This is a genomic window from Virgibacillus sp. MSJ-26 (assembly GCF_018918075.1).
Taxonomy (GTDB): domain Bacteria; phylum Bacillota; class Bacilli; order Bacillales; family Amphibacillaceae; genus MSJ-26.
Window position 1 is genome coordinate 34,772 of the sequence record NZ_JAHLPW010000017.1, and the last position, 17,239, is coordinate 52,010.

A 17,239-nucleotide genomic window follows, 5' to 3' on the forward strand; every position below is an offset into this window, starting at 1 on the left:
CACTTTATTATAACAGATGGTGCATGTCTGTAAAGAGTGAGCTTACATCATGACAATCATCATCTTTTAGATTAAAATCATTTCCACGGATATCTTTCAAAATTTTTTTACTACTTCACATTTTTTTGGGTCTTATCCTTAACAATAATATTCTGTCTACCAAAATATTCGTTTAAAGTTTGTAAACAATCATAACCCGGCTGAATATGAAATTTCTCTGATAATTTATATGTCTGATTTGATTTTTCATCATGGACAATAACTGGAGTCTTTCCCGGAAATCGCTTGGCAGTTTCTTTAATTTTTTCCATAGCTTTAAAGCTCTTTTGCTCAGTAACTTTGATGAACATACGTTGGTTCGAACTTGATGTTAGATTTTTCACGTTGAAAGTCTCTAATAAATTAATTATAAACTGGACTTGATCATTCCTTAATTCGACTGTTCCTGTTATAAACACCATTTCATTTTCTTGTAATAATCTATTTATCTTACGAAATAAGTCAGGAAAAACAACAGCTTCCATTTCCTTTGTCTCATCACTTAATGTTAAAAAAGCCATTGGATCTCCACGTTTCGTTCTTATCGTTTTTATATTCTGGACAATCACAGCGCTTTTCAAATTTTTTCTTCCGACTAATTTCTGTGCATGGTTTAATGATACATAACCATTTGCACGCAGTTGTTTCCTATGTTCGGCGAGAGGGTGGTTGGACAAATAAACACCAACTAGTTCTTTTTCGTCCGCTAATTTTTTCATATCACTAAAATCATCGATAGAGACATAGGCAGTTTCTAGTTCTAACTTATCTTCAAACAGACTTGGTACGTCACTAAATTCACGGAATAAAGCCCCCTGCTCCATTGCTGTGTCAATCGAAGCAAGTAGACTCGCCCGATTATCATAAAGTTCATCAAACGCTCCAGCTAAAATTAACTGTTCTAATGTTGCCCGATTAATAACTGAAGAAGAAATACGTAAACAAAAATCAAATAAATTTTTAAAAGGGCCATCTGTTCGCGTCTTAATTATTTCATTTACAACTTGATGCCCAATTCCTTTTATCGATAGTAACCCCATCCTGACACCCTGTTTTTCAACAGTATACTTCCCGTAACTTTTATTAATCGACGGAGGAATAATATCGATATTAAGCTCTTTCATTTCATTAATATAAAGACGAATTTTCTCATGTTGATTAGCTATAGAGCTAAGCAATTCCGAGTGAAAGTTTCTAGGATAATGAGCCTTTAAAAATGCAAGTTGATAGGAAATCTTACTATATGCTACAGCATGGCTTTTCGGAAATCCATAATTAGAGAATTTTACAATCCAAGCAAATAGTTCCTCGCTGACTTCCTTCGTATAACCTCGCATCATACATCCGTTTACGAAAGTTTCTTTTTGTTCATCCATAAGTTTATGTTGTTTTTTACTGACAGCACGGCGAAGTAGATCTGCTTCACCTAATGAATATCCAGCAATATCATGAGCGATACGCATGATTTGTTCCTGATAAATTAATACCCCGTATGTCTCCTCTAATATATGCTTCAAGTCAGGGTGAGGATATAAGACATCCTGCTCGCTATGTTTTCGTTTGATGTATATTGGGATAAAATCCATTGGTCCTGGCCGATAAAGTGCGTTAACTGCCACTATATCTTCAAATTCTGAAGGCCTTAAACGTTTTAAGACACTCTTCATTCCAGCTGACTCAAGTTGAAATACACCATTTGTTTTACCATCTTTCAATAATCGGAAGGTTTGTGGGTCATTTTCTGGGATTTTTGTTAAATCAAATTGTTTATTTTCGGTATAGCGAATTGATTTTACAATCCGTTCAATCAGCGTTAAGTTTCTTAATCCAAGAAAGTCAATTTTTAAAAGACCGACTGCTTCTAAATCATTCATAGAGAATTGAGTAAGATGAAGATCTTGCGTGCCGCTTATCAGTGGAACATGGTTGACCAAAGGTTGTTCAGATATTACAACTCCTGCTGCATGAGTGGAAATATGCCTAGGCAATCCTTCCAATTTAATGGCTACTGAAAATAATAACTTCATTTGATTAGATTGCTTAATATACTGTTTTAATTCCGAAGAACTATTTATTACTTCCATTAATGTTTTTCCTGATTGAATCGGAATGGATTCTAAAATATAGTAAGCATCCTGCTGATCGATTCCCATTGTTTTGATTAACTCTCTCATTATAGAACGTGCTCCAAAAGTTCCAAATGTAATAATTTGAGCAACATGTTCATCTCCATATTTTTGGCGCACATAATCAATAACATCATCGCGCCGGATATCTGAAAAGTCTATATCAATATCCGGCATTGTAATTCTTTCCGGATTAAGAAAACGTTCAAACAACAAATCGTGCTTCAGTGGATCCACCTCTGTAATCCCCAGGACGAAAGCAACGATAGATCCAGCAGAAGACCCTCTCCCTGGTCCCACTAAAATATCTTTCGACTTCGCGTATGTAATAAAATCCCATACAATTAAAAAGTAATCGCTGAAATCCATCGATCCGATAACTTCAAGTTCATACTTAAGTCGCTCTATAACTTCATCTGTTATCGCTTCGTATTTCAACTTAACATTTTGAAAGCATATCTCTTCTAAGTAGTTATGGGGTGAAATTTTGCTTGGTACAGGGTAAGAAGGCAACATTCGCTTATTAAAATCGATTGTTAACTGACATCTCTTGGCAACACGATTTGTCTCCTCTAAAACATTTGGCCAAAACGCTTCGAATATTTGTTCCATCTCAAACGGAGAACGTAAGTGGTGATGATTAATCTCAGATGTGGACTGCTTTCCATTCCATTTTACACCTTTTTTCATCGCTTGAAGGCAGTCATAAGCTAATATATCTTTTTCTTTCAAATAGTAAACATTGTTAATAGCTACAACAGGAAGTTTGTAATAATCACTAAATGCTTTTAACGGTTGTTGCAAATTTCTTTCTTCCGTTAAACCATGATCTTGGACCCCTAAATATAAATTTTCTTTATTAAACATGCCTTGCCATACATTAATCTCTTTCATTATTACTTCATAGGTGGAATTTCTAATCATGTTTTTTAACTTACTATGGAAAATAGGTAAAATACAAATGAGCCCCTCTGAAAAGTGGAGTAAGTCATCTTTTTCCATAGCTTCTTTTTCTTTTGTATTAAGCTCAGTACTTAAACGGATCAATTGTTGATAACCTGCTGTATTTTTAGCTAATAATATACATTGCTCAATCGTCTCATCTTGTTCTCTAACATTAACAGTCATGCCAATAATTGGTTTAATACCATGTTTCGAACAAGCCTTATAAAAGGGGATCGCTCCGTGAAGAACATGGTGGTCTGTCAAAGCTAGTGATTCAAATTGGAGTTCTTTTGCTCTCTCCACTAATTTTTCTATGGTGATTGCGCTCTCCATTAAGCTGTAGCCGCTTTTAACTTGTAAATGTGTAAACGACATGTAATCCCACCTTCTAGTGTCTACTATTTATTATAACGAATATAGAAACGTTCTGCATCCACACCATCTTTTCTATGTATATCTCGTCCAAATCGCTCATAGAATGTATGAGACTTGATTATCAAGGTGTTTGCATACTCTTCCATGTAGGTTCCTAACACAATACGTCTGAACTGTTAATCATATGTGCGACTATAGCGTCAAGTTGAGGGTTGGTGATAGAGTGGAAGAAAGATTTTTTGCTTCTTTTATACATTGCTATTTTATAGCCTTTGGGGTTGTAATGGGCGGGACGATTATAGGGAGTATCGGCTCCTTTTTAACAGGAGATGCCCCTTTAACAGCGATGAATCGAATTGCTAAAAGTTTAAGAATTTGGGCAATTGTTGCAGCTATCGGAGGTACATTTGATGCGATAGCCAATTTTGAAAAAGGAGTTTTAGACGGATCAACGATTGATCTTTTCAAGCAAGCAATGCTCATACTCTCAGCAATGGGGGGAGTCAAAACAGCTATTTTGTTGATCACTTGGATTGTTCAGGAGGAAGTCGGATAATGCATATCCCACCCTATCATAAAAAGATGAGTTGGCAGCGTTTTTTCATCGGTCTATTTTTTGGTGCACTTATTTCTTATGGAATTGTTATTTATATGTATGGTCAAATGTATGAGGACTTACTTGAAAAAAACTTAGCTTTACAGTCAGAATTAAGTGATGTTAAAAAACAAAATGAATCCTTATTAAAAACCAATGAGGATTTAGATGAACAATCTAAAAAACCGATTACTGTTGAGTCAATAGATATGGTTATTGAGAATAAAGAAGAACTTAAACTAGATACATTTACCGTTCACAAGTTAGAAGACTTGATCAAACAAGAAATAGATCATCTCGTTGGCCAAGATGTATATATCGTTTCAGAGAGTGAGGAACTATTAATCGCGGCTATAGAAAATAATGTTTATGAAGCGGATGATTTTTCTTATGAATTTGAAATCTCCAAGCTAACTATCTCAAATCATATTAAAATAACAGTAGATGCAAAATTATCTTAAAAATCTATAGCACATTTTTTGTATGACAGCATATACTATCTTTATATTCAAAAGGGGGCTGCTATATGGAAAGAATTATGCGAGAACAAAAGGTCAACTTACTTAAGAATGGTTTTTCCGCATATGCTGAATCAGCTGAGTTAATCCGTTTAATTAAACGCGATATTTTTAATTATGCGCTAAATGTTTTTTATGACGAGACTTCGAGCGGTTGTTGGTTTATACCTCTCTCGTCAGAAGATACTTCTGAAAGTGTTTAAACAAACCACATTCGTTCTAATGACAGAAGGACGTTAACGCCCCCACGGTGGGGCGAATCAATTAGTAAGAGCTGATTCCCTTTTGGAGAATCAGCATATTTTTAATTAATGATTTTTATCAACCTGATAGGATCGGCATGCTTTATCTAAGTCATTCATCACCTTATCATAATCTTCCCAATGATAGATCGTTGCGCCTGCCGCGAGTGGGTGTCCACCCCCATTATATTTTTCCGCAATTTTATTAATGGCAGGTCCTTTTGATCTAATTCGTACCCTGATAGAATCTTCTTCATCGACAAAGATTGCCCAGGTACAGATTCCTTCAATATCACCAAAGGTCCCAACAAGTTGACTTGTTTCTAGAGCGGTTACGCCATATTCTTTTAAAATGTCATGAGTTAACTTAATTGAACTTACCCCTGTAGGTGAAAGTTTAAAGTTTTGTAAAATATAGCCTCTTAGCTTTGCAATATTATTTTTTTCGCTATACATTTGTGTATATAAAGTTGGTCGGTCAAAATTATATGTCACCAAATCTGCTGCGAATTGGAACGTTTTTTTCGATGTACTTGGGAATAAGAATCTTCCCGTATCACCGACGATTCCAGCATAAATTAGTCTTGCAGCCTCATCGGTTAAATGGAATCCCTGTGATTTAGCTTGAAGATAAAACTCATAAATCATTTCGCATGTAGAACTGGCTGAGGTGTTCACCCACTGAACATCTCCATATTGATCAACTTCAGGATGATGATCGATTTTAATGAGCTTATCAGCCAAGGTATATCTCGAATCGTCAATTCTTCCCCTATTTGCGGTGTCACAAATAATCGCAAGAGCGCCTTTATAAGTTGCATCATCAATTACTTGCATACGTGTTAAATAGTTTAATGACTGATCCTCTTCACCTACAATATAAACACTTTTCTCAGGGAAAGTTTGCGTAATTATCTCCTTTAACCCAGCTTGAGAACCCAAAGCATCAGGATCCGGACGGACATGCCGATGAATAATAATAGTATCGTACTCAATAATCGAATCGATAATCTTTTGTATACTCATATGTACTTACTCCTTCTTAATTTACTATCCATATTTGTAAACATACTGTACTAAATAACAGCTTACTCTGGAAAACTTGTACAATTAAAGTTATAATAAATGAAGTAAGTCTTTAAATCAAATCAGGAGTCGATAAGATGTCATTTACTATAATTTTCCCTATAATTATTGTTCTATCAGTTGTTTTATATATCTATTATAAAGTAGCTATTTTAAAAACAAAAGATGACTTAAAAAAAGCTTACTTCAATGCGAAATCTCGAATTTGTCTTGGAAGTTTAGTTTTCTTTTACGGCATTAACCAGTACATCTTTTATGAGACTAGACTTTCCCTTTTTATCGGTATAGTCTTTCTAATCTTAGGCGGTATGCAATTAAGATTCGGTTTAAAACTGACCAAGCATTACCGAAGTGAGTGGAGACGTCTTTACCCTCAATAAAAAATAAGAGCTAACCAGCACTGGTTAGCTCTTATTTTTTATGCATAATTATCGATCCATCAGTTGAGCCATGATCATCCCTTTACCAACAAGTTTTCGTCCATAGTGTACACTTACATCAAGTTTTGCATAGCTGCGACCTGCCTCAAGTAGAACTGGTTTAATAATCAGTTTGCTATCAATTGGAACCGGTTTAATAAAATATACAGTTAAATTCTCTACAACTAAATCACCTTTATTATAAACCTTTAATAATCGACTGCTTGCCTCAGTAATTAAGGCTGTAAAAACACCATTAGATAGTGTTCCTAATTGATTTGTCATTTGTGGTATAACTTTAACCTCAAATATTGTCTCATCGTCATCAGTCGCTTCTAGGTGACGCGTAACAATGTCTTGAAGTGTATCACCTACTTGAGGTTGTCTTTGGATCTGTTGTAGAGCTTTTAAAACATCCTGTCTAGAGATAACTCCTTCTAAGGTATGATCATCTGTTACAACAGGGATTATTTCAATCCCTTCCCACACCATCATATGTGCCACAGAAGCCAGTGAAGTTTTTTCTTGGACAACAAGAGGTTTCTTTGTCATTAACCTTCCTATACTTACATCTCCAGCTTCTCCCATGATATCTTTAGGAGTGATCATACCGACAACGCGTTGTTGATCATCTAACACGGGATATCTAGCATGTCGTGATTCTTCATTTAACTCATACCAGCGTTTCACTGGATCAGAAGCATAAACATAGAAGGTTTTATCAACAGGAGTATAGATATCTTCTACAAAAATAATTTCCTTTTTAATAAGTTGATCATAAATAGCACGATTAATCATCTCAGCAACAGTGTATGTATCATAGCTTGTGGAAATAATAGGTAACTTACGCTCGTCAGCCAGTTTTTTTATTGACTCATCAGTATCAAACCCACCAGTAATCAAAACTGCAGCACCTTCATTTAAAGCCATTTCATGTGCTTTCACTCGGTTACCAACAATTAATAATGAATCTGGTTCTGTATACTGTTCCATCGCTTCTAGTTGCATGGCACCAATGAGGAATTTGTTTAGAGTTTTATGGAGCCCCTCTCTCCCTCCTAAAACTTGTCCATCGACAATATTTATAACCTCAGCATATGTGAGTTGTTCAAAGTTATCTTTTTTCTTACGTTCAATTCGTATTGTACCAACCCGTTCAATTGTACTGACTAAACCTTGATTTTCCGCTTCTTTAATCGCACGATACGCTGTACCCTCACTGACATTTAACGACTTTGCGATCTGCCTAACAGAAATTTTCTTCCCTACCTCTAGTCGTATAATATGCTGAATAATTTGTTCATGTTTTGTCGTCATTTTAGTCACCGGCTTTCAACTGTACTAATCCCATATCTGTTATTAATTATACAGTTGATTAGGCCTAAACTCAAAGTCTATGCCGTTCTCGTTGTCTTGTCTCTTTCTGTTCTATTATTGGAGGTGCTACCATTTGTAAAAGTGTTGCAAGATTTGCTCCAACGACAAGAAGAAAAAAAACAAGCCATGCTCCCCAAAAAAGGAGTTCTAATTGAGTGACAGCTTCTGGTATAAATGGCCAAGCAAAGTATAATAAAAAAGCTGCGAATAATAAACGTAAAATTGCGTAATGTTTCATTATATCTCCTCCCGTATCTTATTACTCATCTTATGTATGTCCAGCTCAGTTAAGAACTGAGAGACAGTAAGAGGAACAAAGAAAATGGGATAGTATATAGATAAAATCAAAAAACCGAACAATGAGTTTATATTAATTGTCATTGTTCGGTTAATTTATGTTACCTTTTTACCAAAGCAAAGTAGAAAATGGATAATTCTTAAAAAAATCACGTTGTGTCGCTACCGTAGCATTCCTTGTTCAGCAGAGAAGTGCTTTCGGTGGGGCAAGCATTTAAGCGCAGCCCCATAAGCGGCCCCGTAGATCGTAAAGGTGAGGACCGACTAAAAAAGAAGAATGAACTCCAATTCTCTCCCCCTGCGGAAAGTGGAGTGTTTTACCCTAGCCATGGTGTGGATATATATCGTTCATCTTTAATGTTTCACCTTATCTCCTCAAATTTATAATTTAAGTACCTCGCCAACCTTCATTGCTTTTCCTTCACCCGTTTTTACCTTTGCAGCAAAATCATCTGGATCTTGCTTAATGACTGGAAATGTATTGTAATGTACAGGAACAACAATTTTAGCATTAATCCAATCTGCTGCAATGAGTGCATCTTCAGGTCCCATTGTGAAATTATCTCCAATCGGTACGAAAGCTAAGTCAATATTATTCATTTCGCCGATCATTTTTAAATCAGAAAATAAAGAAGTGTCCCCTACGTGATAGATGGTTTTATCATCAATAGTTAATAAAATTCCACCGGGCATTCCGGTGTATACAAACGTACCATCCTCCTCTTCATATGACGAACCGTGGAATGCATGGGTGTACTTTACGCGACCAAAATCAAAATCATACTTCCCACCTATATTCATTGGATGAGTCTTCAATCCTTTTGAACCTAAGTACACTGCTAGCTCATTTAAAGCTACGACAAGCGCATCATTTCGTTTGGCGATTTCAACCGTATCTCCGACATGATCGTTATGTCCATGTGTCAAAAGAATGACGTCTGCTTCAACGGTGTCTGGATTTAAATCACACAACTCGTTTCCTGTTATAAACGGATCAATTAATATGGTGTGTGTGTCTGTTTTCATTTTCACTACTGAATGTCCATGATAAGAAATTTCCACTCTTAATCTCTCCTCCTAATGTATCGGTTCTTATATATTTCTACAAAAGGTCGAAATACCTTTACATCAAAGTGTAGATGTTAGGTGGCAAAACGTCAAAGCATACAATTTAAATTTTGCGATAAAGAACAAAAGCGCGGGGCGCCCGTCTAGCAACGTACGGACTGGACTGAGCCGTAGGAGATAAAGGAAACATGCCCCTGCAAAAGGGGTATGCCGACGTTAGCCGCAAAGGCTGAACTTAGTCGGCCTTCCTTAAGTGGAGCCGTTTGGGAGGTTCAGTTAAAACCGCGACGTCCTGGGGCTGCAGCAAGCTTCGCCCCATCGAAAGCCCTTTGTCGCAACACTGAACTACCCACCTCCTGTGGGTATTATCGTGTCATGAGGTGAAGAAAGTCTCGCTAGTTGCTGGGCGCCCCCAGCTGAACGTGGCCAATTTCAGTATAAAGTTATCCACAGAAGTTTTAATGTTATAGTACGCTAAACGATAAAAAATGGGAAGTGTTCCCCTTGAGGCCCCTTCTACCTGGATATCAACTATTTTTTCCCATTGATTTCTTTAATTCAGCTAGTTCATCTTCTATATCATTATCCAATTTAGCAAATTCATCATCTAACGTATGACTTTCTCTAGACAGGTCTTCACTTGTTTCAGCTTCAGCTTCATATTGAATCACTCGTTCTTCCATTCTTTCAAAGCCCTGTTTTGAAGCGTCACTGCCAATTGCTGACATGGTATGATTAACTTTAGTTTTTGTTTTAGCTGATTCTGCTCTCGCTTTTAATGAATCTTTCTTTAATTTCATTTGATGATATTCGCTTTTCATCTCATCAAGTTTACTCTTAAGTTGTTCAGTATCTTGTAATGCATGTTCCCAAGAATCTTTTAAAACGTTTACTTGTTCTTCATATTCTTTTTTATTTTGAAGTGCACGACGTGCCAAATCTTCTTTGTCAGCTTCAAGGGCTTGCTCAGCCTGCTCCTGTCGCTTATTAATCATCGCTTTATTATCATCGAGCTTCCTCTTTAGTATTTTTTCATTTGCAATTTGCTTAGCAACAGCTGCTTCAACATCCCGAATATCTTCCCCCATTTCTCTCATGAACTGATCAAGCATTTTCACCGGATCTTCTGCTTTATCTAACATGGAATTCAATTCAGAACTTACTACGGTTTTCATTCTCTTAAATAATTTGAACATAATTAATCCTCCTTTTAAAGAATATATAATTAAGTGTATTCCCTATGTAATACGTGGTTATACCGAAAAAGTTTCATACGAATGAGAAGATTTTACATTTTATTATATTTTATAATTTTATCTGTCTAATAAAGCATATATTATCCAAATAAAGTTGTCCATCTTTTTCAAAAAGATGGACAACTTTACTTTTATTTACTCTGATTGTTATACGTGTAAATGTTTTTATTATTCTCTAGGTGATCTTCTACCACACCATTTTGATAACTCTCTAATAGTTGATTTTGTACAGCTTGGACACCTTTTTTATCTTCAAATATCTTTTCTCGTTTGTTGTTTTTCTTGGACATAAAATCACCTCCACTTATAGTTTGCTCTATTTTAGGAGTTAACTACCTGTTTTCTTTTTCCAAAACAAGCCCTTTATAGTGTATAATAGAAGTAGAGGTTAGATTTGAAATATTTTAATAAAGGGAGAGATGAGCCGTGGAAGCAGTTGAATACAATAATATTGTCGTTGCAGTTGATGGATCAGATGCATCAAAAAAAGCTTTTAAGAAATCACTGAACATTGCAAAACGTAATAATGCTCGTCTAATCATTACAAACGTCGTAGATTCTCGTACTTTCGCTACTGTTGAAGCTTATGATCGAACATTAGCCAACCGAGCAGAAAACCATGCGAAAGAATTGATCGATGATTATGTAAATTTAGCTCATAATGAAGGTGTAACAAATCTTGTGCGTTGTATTGAGTATGGTTCACCTAAAGTGAAAATTTCTAAAGATATTGCTAAAACATTTGATGCCGATTTAATTATCTGTGGTGCTACAGGATTAAATGCGGTGGAGAGGTTTCTAATCGGAAGTGTTTCAGAAAGTATTGCACGTTATGCCACCTGTGATGTGCTTATTGTTCGCTAATATGTTGGATTTGCTCCAATGGGGGGAGCTTCCCCCCTAAATTTAACTACTGTCATTCTTTAATGTCTTTTTTTATTTCTCCTACGACATGATTGAGTTCAGGTAAAATTAATCGATTCATTGCCAGCTTCACTGCTCCTGATGAGCCCGGCGTGGAAAAAATTGCTGTATGTTTATAAACACCTGCAATAGCGCGTGACATAATAGCAGCTGAACCGATATCTTCTTGATAACTTAACATTCTAAATAACTCGCCAAATCCTGATAGTTCTTTTTCTAATAAACTTTGAACTGTTTCATAGGTGACATCCCGGTGAGATATACCCGTTCCTCCATTAATAAGTATCGCATCAATCTTTGGGTTTTCTGCCCCATTTTTTATTAACTCAGAAATCTTCTTTTTATCATCAGTCACTATATCTCTCATTTTTATTTTATGATTATTTTCGTTTAGCAGATCAAACATTAAGTTCCCACTTTTATCTGTTTCAGATGTTCGTGTATCACTCACTGTGATAATCATACAATTAACTGGCTTTTTGTCTTTTTTGTGATTATGTACTGACATATGTACTCTCCTCTTTTTATTTAATTAAAACCTAAAAGGCTCTGGTATCTTTAACATACCAGAGCCTTTATTATTTTGCTAATCTAACTGTATCCCTTGCGATCATAACTTCTTCATCAGTAGGAATCACTATAACTTTAACAGGCGAATGAGCGTAGTTAATAAACGCCTCTTTTCCCCTTGTTTTATTTAATGCTGGATCCCAGTAAACACCCATAAATTCAAGTCCATTCAAAACACTCGCTCTAACTGTATCACTATTTTCTCCTATACCTGCTGTAAAGATAATTGCATCTACACCGGACATCCGTGCGGCATATGATCCAATAAATTTGTGGATACGCTCAGCAAACACATTAAGAGCAAGATCTGCCCGTGGATTTTCACCCGCTTCTTGCTCAATGTCTCTTAAATCACTGGAAAAACCTGATAAAGCAAGCATCCCACTTTCTTTATTCAATACTTCTAGTACTTCTTCTGCTGTTTTACCCGTCTTTTCCATAATGTATGGAATTAATGCTGGATCAATATCTCCAGAACGAGTTCCCATTGTGACACCTGCTAAAGGAGTAAAACCCATAGAGGTATCAAGTGACTTCCCACCCTCGATTGCTGTTATACTTGCTCCATTTCCTAAATGACAGGAAATTAAACGTAATTGTTCTAATGGAACTCCAAGTAAATCTGCTGCACGTTCAGAGACATATTTATGAGACGTTCCATGGAAACCATATTTACGAATACCGTACTTTTTATAATACTTGTAAGGTAAGCTATATAAGTATGATTCCTCTGGCATTGTTTGATGGAATGCCGTATCAAAGACAGCAACCATTGGGACCTCAGGTAATACTTCCTGGAAGGCTCTGATACCTGTTAAATTTGCTGGATTATGCAGTGGGGCCAGTTCAGATATTTCTTCTATTTGATGGATAACATTATCATTAATTTTAACAGAGTCATTAAATCTTTCTGAACCGTGCACAATCCGATGACCAATCGCGTCAATTTCGTTTAATGATTGAATAATCCCTGAGGTTGTCAGGGAATCTAATAGTTTTTTAACAGCAACTTCATGATCAGATATATTTAAAGTCTCTTTCTTCTCAACGTCATTAACTTTTATTTTAAAGACAGAGTCAGATAATCCGATTCTTTCAATTAGCCCTTTGGCTAATACTGTTTCCTCAGGCATTTTAAATAACTGAAATTTCAAAGATGAACTCCCAGCATTAATTGATAGTATTTTAGACAAGATAACCATGCTCCTTCATTAACTGTTTAATTGGTTGTGAGAGAACCAGTTATTCATTTGTCGTAAAATATCTTCCATTGCAACCGTGTTTTTTAATGAAGGTAATTTTACGAGCAAAGGTTGTTTTGGTGCATTAGTGTTTACCCCTTTTTTCTGCAGAATTAAAATACTTTTTGCGTGCTGTTTAGATTTAAAAATCGTTTCAGGTAACTGAAGTAAGCCGACAATATGTGCGTGATTATGGATGAAAGCATGAAGCTTATCAGCTTGGTCACTTTCAAACAAAGTATCAGGGACAATTAGAACTAAATATCCACCGTTCTGGGTATAATTCATGGACTGTTCAATAAGTAAATGATGTGCGTAGGAATGACCCTCGTCAGCTTTTAATTCGAATTCAGTTGCTCTAATATCATCCGGATAATAGCCTACCGGTAAATCAGCAACCACCACATCTACAGGATCTAATAAAAACGGTCGCAAACTATCTTGTTGGAAAAATTCCACGTCAATTTTTTGCAAATTAGCACTTGCTAGTGCCAAATGAAGTAACGACCCGTCAATTTCACTGGCAAAAGCCTCTACTTGCTTTTCTAACGTTCCAACGACAGTTAATAATAAATTACCTGTACCACAAACTGGATCAAACATCCGAAACGTTTCTTTATTAGCTGTTAATTTTTCCACAAGATATTTAACCAATAAAGCCACAGTTTCCGGTGTCATCAGGTGGTGCTGTTGTGTTGAGTCTTTCATTCCTTTTAATATGGCCAATTGAATGGCTTTACGAATTTGTTCTCGATTATAGGTGTCTATATGAATACTTTTTAAGTTTTCCTCGAGTTTATGGGTCAGCAGATCGTCCATTTCTGGTGAAGTCTCACCAAAAAATAACGTTTCTAAAGCCATTGACAAGCTATCCAAGTATGGTTCATTTTCATGTTGTTGTATTGTGTTTGTTGTTTCATCTAACCAATTAAAAATTATTTCTACATTCGATTTATCCATTTTTAAAACCCTCTCTTCTAGACAAAATACAAGCAACTGGTTGCTCTTAGCCTCGTTAAAAAATGTATGATTAGAGCAAATATTTATTGACCTTATTAATCATTCGCTGTATCTACCTTATCAACCAGAAACACTATTTTATCAAATAGTTTATTGCTTGCATAATTTTAGAAGGTTAAAGATGGACCATTTCACAATATTAAGTCTCCCCCTTAGAACAACTAAGAGAGAGACTTGTAACTGCTAGTCATTTTGCCTTTTTAGCTTGAGCTAAAGCCTCGTCATAATTCGGGTGATCGGTCACTTCATCAACATATTCAACATAAGTTATTTTATCCTCTGAATCAACGATAAATATAGCCCTAGCCAGCAAACGTAATTCCTTAATTAGAACACCATATTTTTCTCCAAAATCAGCATTACGATGATCAGAAAACAAATCAACATTTTTTACGTCATTGACTTCACGCCATCTGGCTTGTGCAAAAGGCAAGTCCATACTAATCGTTAAGACATTAACGTTATCCAGTTTTTCAGCTTCGTCATTAAAACGCTTTGTTTGTTTTGAACATACGCCAGTATCTACAGATGGAACGACACTAATGAGTTTTACTTTCCCCTCATAATCCTTCGAACTAACTTCCTTTAAATCATTTGACAAGACTGTAAAGTCAGGTGCTTGATCCCCAACTTTTAATTCATTACCAACTAATGTAACTGCTTCTTGTTGGAATGTAACTTGTACCATTTTTTTCATTCCTCCCCTTGTCTAGATTATACCCTTTAATTATGAATAATAAGCGTCAACTTGTCCAATAAAGTGCAATGTTTCACAACAACTATGAAACATACTAAATCTCAAAATTAGTTGACTCTGACACACCCTTTTTCTTAGGTTTACTTTGATGATTCGTTTCTTTTAAAATTTGCTGTATTTTGTCCACTGCTTTAGGGGCAAAATCAATCATCTTTTCATAAATGTGAATATTTTCATCCAAATGAACCATTTTTACACCTTTAGAATTTACAACAAGAAATGCGATAGGAGTTATTGATACACCACCACCGCTTCCTCCTCCAAAAGGCAACACTTCTTCATTATCTGAAGATGATTGACCTGCCTCAAATTCACTCCCCCCAGCTGCAAAACCGAATCCCAATTTTGACACTGGAATTATGACACTGCCATCAGGTGATTCCACAGGATCACCAATAATTGTATTAACATCAATCATATCTTTTAAGTTTTCCATTGCCGTTGTCATTAATCCTTGTATTGGATGTTCTTCCATGTAATAACCCTCCTCTAAGTTGATTAAATAAAACTTTAATTTAGTCGGTTTGTTTTGTTTTACTAGCGCCAATCATTTTTATTAATATGAATATAGCTTTAACTATTTTAATCGAAAAAATGCACATAAAATCAGATTTAAACACTTTATGTTGAAAATAAGGAACAAGCCCTATTTGCGGCTGACAGTACAAGGTGTTAAGCAAATGTGTTGAACGCTCAACTGCTCCTTTAACTGCCCATAAGCCTCCTGAAATAAGTCCAGTTGAACTAGCATCACCTGTACCTAAATAGGTAATCCAATCGAGCTTATGTATCATAGTATTCCTTATTAATAATTCTCCCACTTGTTTTATCTCTTTTAAAAATTGAACTACGTCACAAAACCCTTTATCTATTTTTTTATTCTTCAAGCCCGTTACGTATTCAACAAGGTGTTCATCAATAATAGATGGCTCTATATCGTCTATACTGTCCCACCTTTTTTCATAAATCTTCAATTTTAGGAGTGATATCCTAATGGAAGCGAACGGTTGTCCATTTATAAAACTTAGATGAACATTGACATATATCGGAAAAAAAATAATAAAAACAATTAGTATCAATAAAATTATTAAACTAATTAATATGATCATCAAAGCCACTCCAAATATTAGTTGCCTATAGTTTGCTACATCCCCGTTATTTTTAATCATTATCTGTTTAATATTAGGAGAATTAAACAGATAATGATAATATGAAATTACAAGTTTTAGAGGAGGCAAGATCCATGACAGACAGGAAGAGTATTTTTTTCTACTATAAACCCGAAGATAGGTTAAACAAAAAATTGGAACCTCTATTTGATTTAGCAGCCAACAATGGATTTAAAATTGTAAATGACGCAAAAGAGGCCAATATTATTATCAGTATTGGCGGAGATGGTGCGTTCTTACAAGCTGTGCGCAAAACGGGCTTTAGGCAGGATTGTCTCTACGCCGGCATCACACGTGAAGATGAATCAGGACTATACTGTGATTTTGAATTAGATAACTTTGACAAAATGATAGAAACTATGCAGTACGCTCCACTAGAAGTTCGTCGTTTTCCAGTTATTGATGTTTGTATTAATAATGAATCTTCTTTTAAGTGCATTAATGAAGTAAGTATCCGATCACAAATCATTAAAACAATTGTCATTGATGTCATGATAGATGATATGTTTTTCGAAACATTTCGAGGTGACGGGCTAATTGTTGCAACGCCTACAGGTAGTACAGGGTATAATAAATCAACAAATGGAGCCGTTATTGATCCATTGATTCCATGTTTTCAAGTGTCGGAATTGGCTTCTTTAAATAATAATCGCTATCGTACCTTAGGTTCATCCTTTATTCTGAGCAAAGGACGTGCCTTAGAATTAGACATCATTCAAGACGGCAATGACTACCCAATCATAGGACTCGACAATGAAGCTTATTCAATTAAAAACATTAAAAATATCACAGTAACCATGGATGACAGCGTCATTAAAACCGTAAAACTAAAAGATAACTCATACTGGAACCGTGTAAGAAAAACTTTTCTGTAGTTCAACAAACTTAAAGGACTATTCTCAGTGAAGAGAATAGTCCTTATCCATCATTTTTAAGTTTTATTGATTTGAGTAACCACTATATTGTTGTTCAGCCATTTGAACAAGACGTTTAGTAATTTCTCCACCTACTGATCCATTAGATCTTGAAGTGGAATCTGCACCAAGCTGTACGCCAAATTCAGAAGCAATCTCTGTTTTCATTTGTTCTAGAGCCTGCTCTGCTCCTGGTACTACTAATTGGTTAGAACTATTGTTAGCCATGTTCTCACCTCCTTGGTACACCTTATATTGTGTACTTAGGAAGGATTTCATTCACTTAAATTTTTGGTAAGTC

The 17,239-nt window shown here is 35.6% G+C and carries 20 protein-coding genes; 6 read left to right on the forward strand and 14 right to left on the reverse strand.

Annotation, left to right across the window (positions count from 1 at the left end):
- Positions 1-110: 110 nt before the first annotated feature.
- Entirely contained in the window at positions 111-3,485 is a 3,375-nt protein-coding gene (dnaE, locus tag KQI49_RS14840; protein ID WP_216490216.1) for a DNA polymerase III subunit alpha, read from the reverse strand.
- Positions 3,486-3,708: 223 nt separating this feature from the next.
- On the opposite strand from dnaE, the gene ytrH reads away from it, so the two are divergent.
- The 3 genes from ytrH to KQI49_RS14855 all read left to right on the forward strand — a co-directional run bounded on the left by ytrH (position 3,709) and on the right by KQI49_RS14855 (position 4,801).
- Entirely contained in the window at positions 3,709-4,041 is a 333-nt protein-coding gene (gene ytrH / locus KQI49_RS14845; protein ID WP_371817578.1) for a sporulation membrane protein YtrH, read from the forward strand.
- The gene (gene ytrI, locus KQI49_RS14850) at positions 4,041-4,541 is read left to right on the forward strand and encodes a sporulation membrane protein YtrI (RefSeq protein WP_216490220.1); all 501 of its coding nucleotides are present in this window, start codon (positions 4,041-4,043) and stop codon (positions 4,539-4,541) included. The genes ytrH and ytrI overlap by 1 nt, the downstream gene beginning before the upstream one ends.
- A 65-nt stretch (positions 4,542-4,606) precedes the next feature.
- Entirely contained in the window at positions 4,607-4,801 is a 195-nt protein-coding gene (locus KQI49_RS14855; protein ID WP_216490222.1) for a YtzJ family protein, read from the forward strand.
- Positions 4,802-4,906: 105 nt separating this feature from the next.
- Here KQI49_RS14855 and KQI49_RS14860 read toward each other — a convergent pair whose 3' ends face one another.
- Complete coding sequence (locus KQI49_RS14860) at positions 4,907-5,866, reverse strand: DHH family phosphoesterase (RefSeq protein WP_216490224.1); 960 nt, start codon at positions 5,864-5,866, stop codon at positions 4,907-4,909.
- A 137-nt stretch (positions 5,867-6,003) separates the two neighbouring features.
- Here KQI49_RS14860 and KQI49_RS14865 point away from each other — a divergent pair, with 137 nt between their 5' ends.
- A complete protein-coding gene (locus KQI49_RS14865) occupies positions 6,004-6,306 on the forward strand; it encodes a YtpI family protein (protein WP_216490225.1) in 303 nt (100 codons plus the stop codon).
- A 48-nt stretch (positions 6,307-6,354) separates the two neighbouring features.
- On the opposite strand, the gene KQI49_RS14870 is transcribed toward KQI49_RS14865, so the two are convergent.
- From KQI49_RS14870 to KQI49_RS14890, 5 genes are all read right to left on the reverse strand, one after another.
- Complete coding sequence (locus tag KQI49_RS14870) at positions 6,355-7,662, reverse strand: DRTGG domain-containing protein (protein WP_216490233.1); 1,308 nt, start codon at positions 7,660-7,662, stop codon at positions 6,355-6,357.
- Between the two features lie 70 nt (positions 7,663-7,732).
- Positions 7,733-7,960: a hypothetical protein gene (locus KQI49_RS14875; protein ID WP_216490235.1), complete on the reverse strand. Its 228-nt coding sequence runs from the start codon at positions 7,958-7,960 to the stop codon at positions 7,733-7,735.
- Between the two features lie 440 nt (positions 7,961-8,400).
- Positions 8,401-9,081 carry a metal-dependent hydrolase gene (locus KQI49_RS14880; protein WP_216490237.1) on the reverse strand — a complete coding sequence of 227 codons (681 nt, stop codon included), beginning with the start codon at positions 9,079-9,081 and terminating at the stop codon, positions 8,401-8,403.
- A gap of 533 nt (positions 9,082-9,614) precedes the next feature.
- Complete coding sequence (locus tag KQI49_RS14885; RefSeq protein WP_216490239.1) at positions 9,615-10,283, reverse strand: PspA/IM30 family protein; 669 nt, start codon at positions 10,281-10,283, stop codon at positions 9,615-9,617.
- A gap of 191 nt (positions 10,284-10,474) precedes the next feature.
- Positions 10,475-10,633 (reverse strand): hypothetical protein, encoded by a 159-nt coding sequence (locus tag KQI49_RS14890; RefSeq protein WP_216490241.1) that lies wholly within the window; start codon positions 10,631-10,633, stop codon positions 10,475-10,477.
- Between the two features lie 136 nt (positions 10,634-10,769).
- Here KQI49_RS14890 and KQI49_RS14895 point away from each other — a divergent pair, with 136 nt between their 5' ends.
- Positions 10,770-11,207 carry a universal stress protein gene (locus tag KQI49_RS14895; protein WP_216490243.1) on the forward strand — a complete coding sequence of 146 codons (438 nt, stop codon included), beginning with the start codon at positions 10,770-10,772 and terminating at the stop codon, positions 11,205-11,207.
- Between the two features lie 52 nt (positions 11,208-11,259).
- On the opposite strand, the gene KQI49_RS14900 is transcribed toward KQI49_RS14895, so the two are convergent.
- The 6 genes from KQI49_RS14900 to KQI49_RS14925 all read right to left on the reverse strand — a co-directional run bounded on the left by KQI49_RS14900 (position 11,260) and on the right by KQI49_RS14925 (position 15,829).
- Entirely contained in the window at positions 11,260-11,775 is a 516-nt protein-coding gene (locus KQI49_RS14900) for a MogA/MoaB family molybdenum cofactor biosynthesis protein (protein WP_216490245.1), read from the reverse strand.
- 70 nt (positions 11,776-11,845) lie between these two features.
- Complete coding sequence (locus KQI49_RS14905) at positions 11,846-13,030, reverse strand: acetate kinase (RefSeq protein WP_216490247.1); 1,185 nt, start codon at positions 13,028-13,030, stop codon at positions 11,846-11,848.
- A gap of 18 nt (positions 13,031-13,048) precedes the next feature.
- On the reverse strand, positions 13,049-14,038 hold the full coding sequence (locus KQI49_RS14910; RefSeq protein WP_216490249.1) for a class I SAM-dependent methyltransferase: 990 nt from the start codon (positions 14,036-14,038) through the stop codon (positions 13,049-13,051).
- A gap of 247 nt (positions 14,039-14,285) precedes the next feature.
- Positions 14,286-14,786 carry a thiol peroxidase gene (gene tpx, locus KQI49_RS14915; protein WP_216490250.1) on the reverse strand — a complete coding sequence of 167 codons (501 nt, stop codon included), beginning with the start codon at positions 14,784-14,786 and terminating at the stop codon, positions 14,286-14,288.
- A gap of 103 nt (positions 14,787-14,889) precedes the next feature.
- On the reverse strand, positions 14,890-15,330 hold the full coding sequence (gene ytfJ / locus KQI49_RS14920; RefSeq protein WP_216490251.1) for a GerW family sporulation protein: 441 nt from the start codon (positions 15,328-15,330) through the stop codon (positions 14,890-14,892).
- A gap of 40 nt (positions 15,331-15,370) precedes the next feature.
- Positions 15,371-15,829: a DUF2953 domain-containing protein gene (locus tag KQI49_RS14925; RefSeq protein ID WP_216490253.1), complete on the reverse strand. Its 459-nt coding sequence runs from the start codon at positions 15,827-15,829 to the stop codon at positions 15,371-15,373.
- 269 nt (positions 15,830-16,098) lie between these two features.
- On the opposite strand from KQI49_RS14925, the gene KQI49_RS14930 reads away from it, so the two are divergent.
- On the forward strand, positions 16,099-16,899 hold the full coding sequence (locus KQI49_RS14930) for an NAD kinase (protein ID WP_216490255.1): 801 nt from the start codon (positions 16,099-16,101) through the stop codon (positions 16,897-16,899).
- A gap of 63 nt (positions 16,900-16,962) precedes the next feature.
- Here the strand turns inward: KQI49_RS14930 and KQI49_RS14935 are convergent, their stop codons facing one another.
- Complete coding sequence (locus tag KQI49_RS14935; RefSeq protein ID WP_216490257.1) at positions 16,963-17,166, reverse strand: alpha/beta-type small acid-soluble spore protein; 204 nt, start codon at positions 17,164-17,166, stop codon at positions 16,963-16,965.
- Positions 17,167-17,239 lie beyond the last annotated feature (73 nt).

Excerpts from the sequence above, each read along its gene's own strand:
- dnaE (WP_216490216.1), bottom strand. The coding sequence starts at position 3,485 with ATGTCGTTTACACATTTACAAGTTAAAAGCGGCTACAGCTTAATGGAG.
- ytrI (WP_216490220.1), top strand. The coding sequence starts at position 4,041 with ATGCATATCCCACCCTATCATAAAAAGATGAGTTGGCAGCGTTTTTTC.
- KQI49_RS14855 (WP_216490222.1), top strand. The coding sequence starts at position 4,607 with ATGGAAAGAATTATGCGAGAACAAAAGGTCAACTTACTTAAGAATGGT.
- KQI49_RS14860 (WP_216490224.1), bottom strand. The coding sequence starts at position 5,866 with ATGAGTATACAAAAGATTATCGATTCGATTATTGAGTACGATACTATT.
- KQI49_RS14865 (WP_216490225.1), top strand. The coding sequence starts at position 6,004 with ATGTCATTTACTATAATTTTCCCTATAATTATTGTTCTATCAGTTGTT.
- KQI49_RS14870 (WP_216490233.1), bottom strand. The coding sequence starts at position 7,662 with ATGACGACAAAACATGAACAAATTATTCAGCATATTATACGACTAGAG.
- KQI49_RS14875 (WP_216490235.1), bottom strand. The coding sequence starts at position 7,960 with ATGAAACATTACGCAATTTTACGTTTATTATTCGCAGCTTTTTTATTA.
- KQI49_RS14885 (WP_216490239.1), bottom strand. The coding sequence starts at position 10,283 with ATGTTCAAATTATTTAAGAGAATGAAAACCGTAGTAAGTTCTGAATTG.
- KQI49_RS14890 (WP_216490241.1), bottom strand. The coding sequence starts at position 10,633 with ATGTCCAAGAAAAACAACAAACGAGAAAAGATATTTGAAGATAAAAAA.
- KQI49_RS14900 (WP_216490245.1), bottom strand. The coding sequence starts at position 11,775 with ATGTCAGTACATAATCACAAAAAAGACAAAAAGCCAGTTAATTGTATG.
- KQI49_RS14910 (WP_216490249.1), bottom strand. The coding sequence starts at position 14,038 with ATGGATAAATCGAATGTAGAAATAATTTTTAATTGGTTAGATGAAACA.
- tpx (WP_216490250.1), bottom strand. The coding sequence starts at position 14,786 with ATGGTACAAGTTACATTCCAACAAGAAGCAGTTACATTAGTTGGTAAT.
- ytfJ (WP_216490251.1), bottom strand. The coding sequence starts at position 15,330 with ATGGAAGAACATCCAATACAAGGATTAATGACAACGGCAATGGAAAAC.
- KQI49_RS14930 (WP_216490255.1), top strand. The coding sequence starts at position 16,099 with ATGACAGACAGGAAGAGTATTTTTTTCTACTATAAACCCGAAGATAGG.
- KQI49_RS14935 (WP_216490257.1), bottom strand. The coding sequence starts at position 17,166 with ATGGCTAACAATAGTTCTAACCAATTAGTAGTACCAGGAGCAGAGCAG.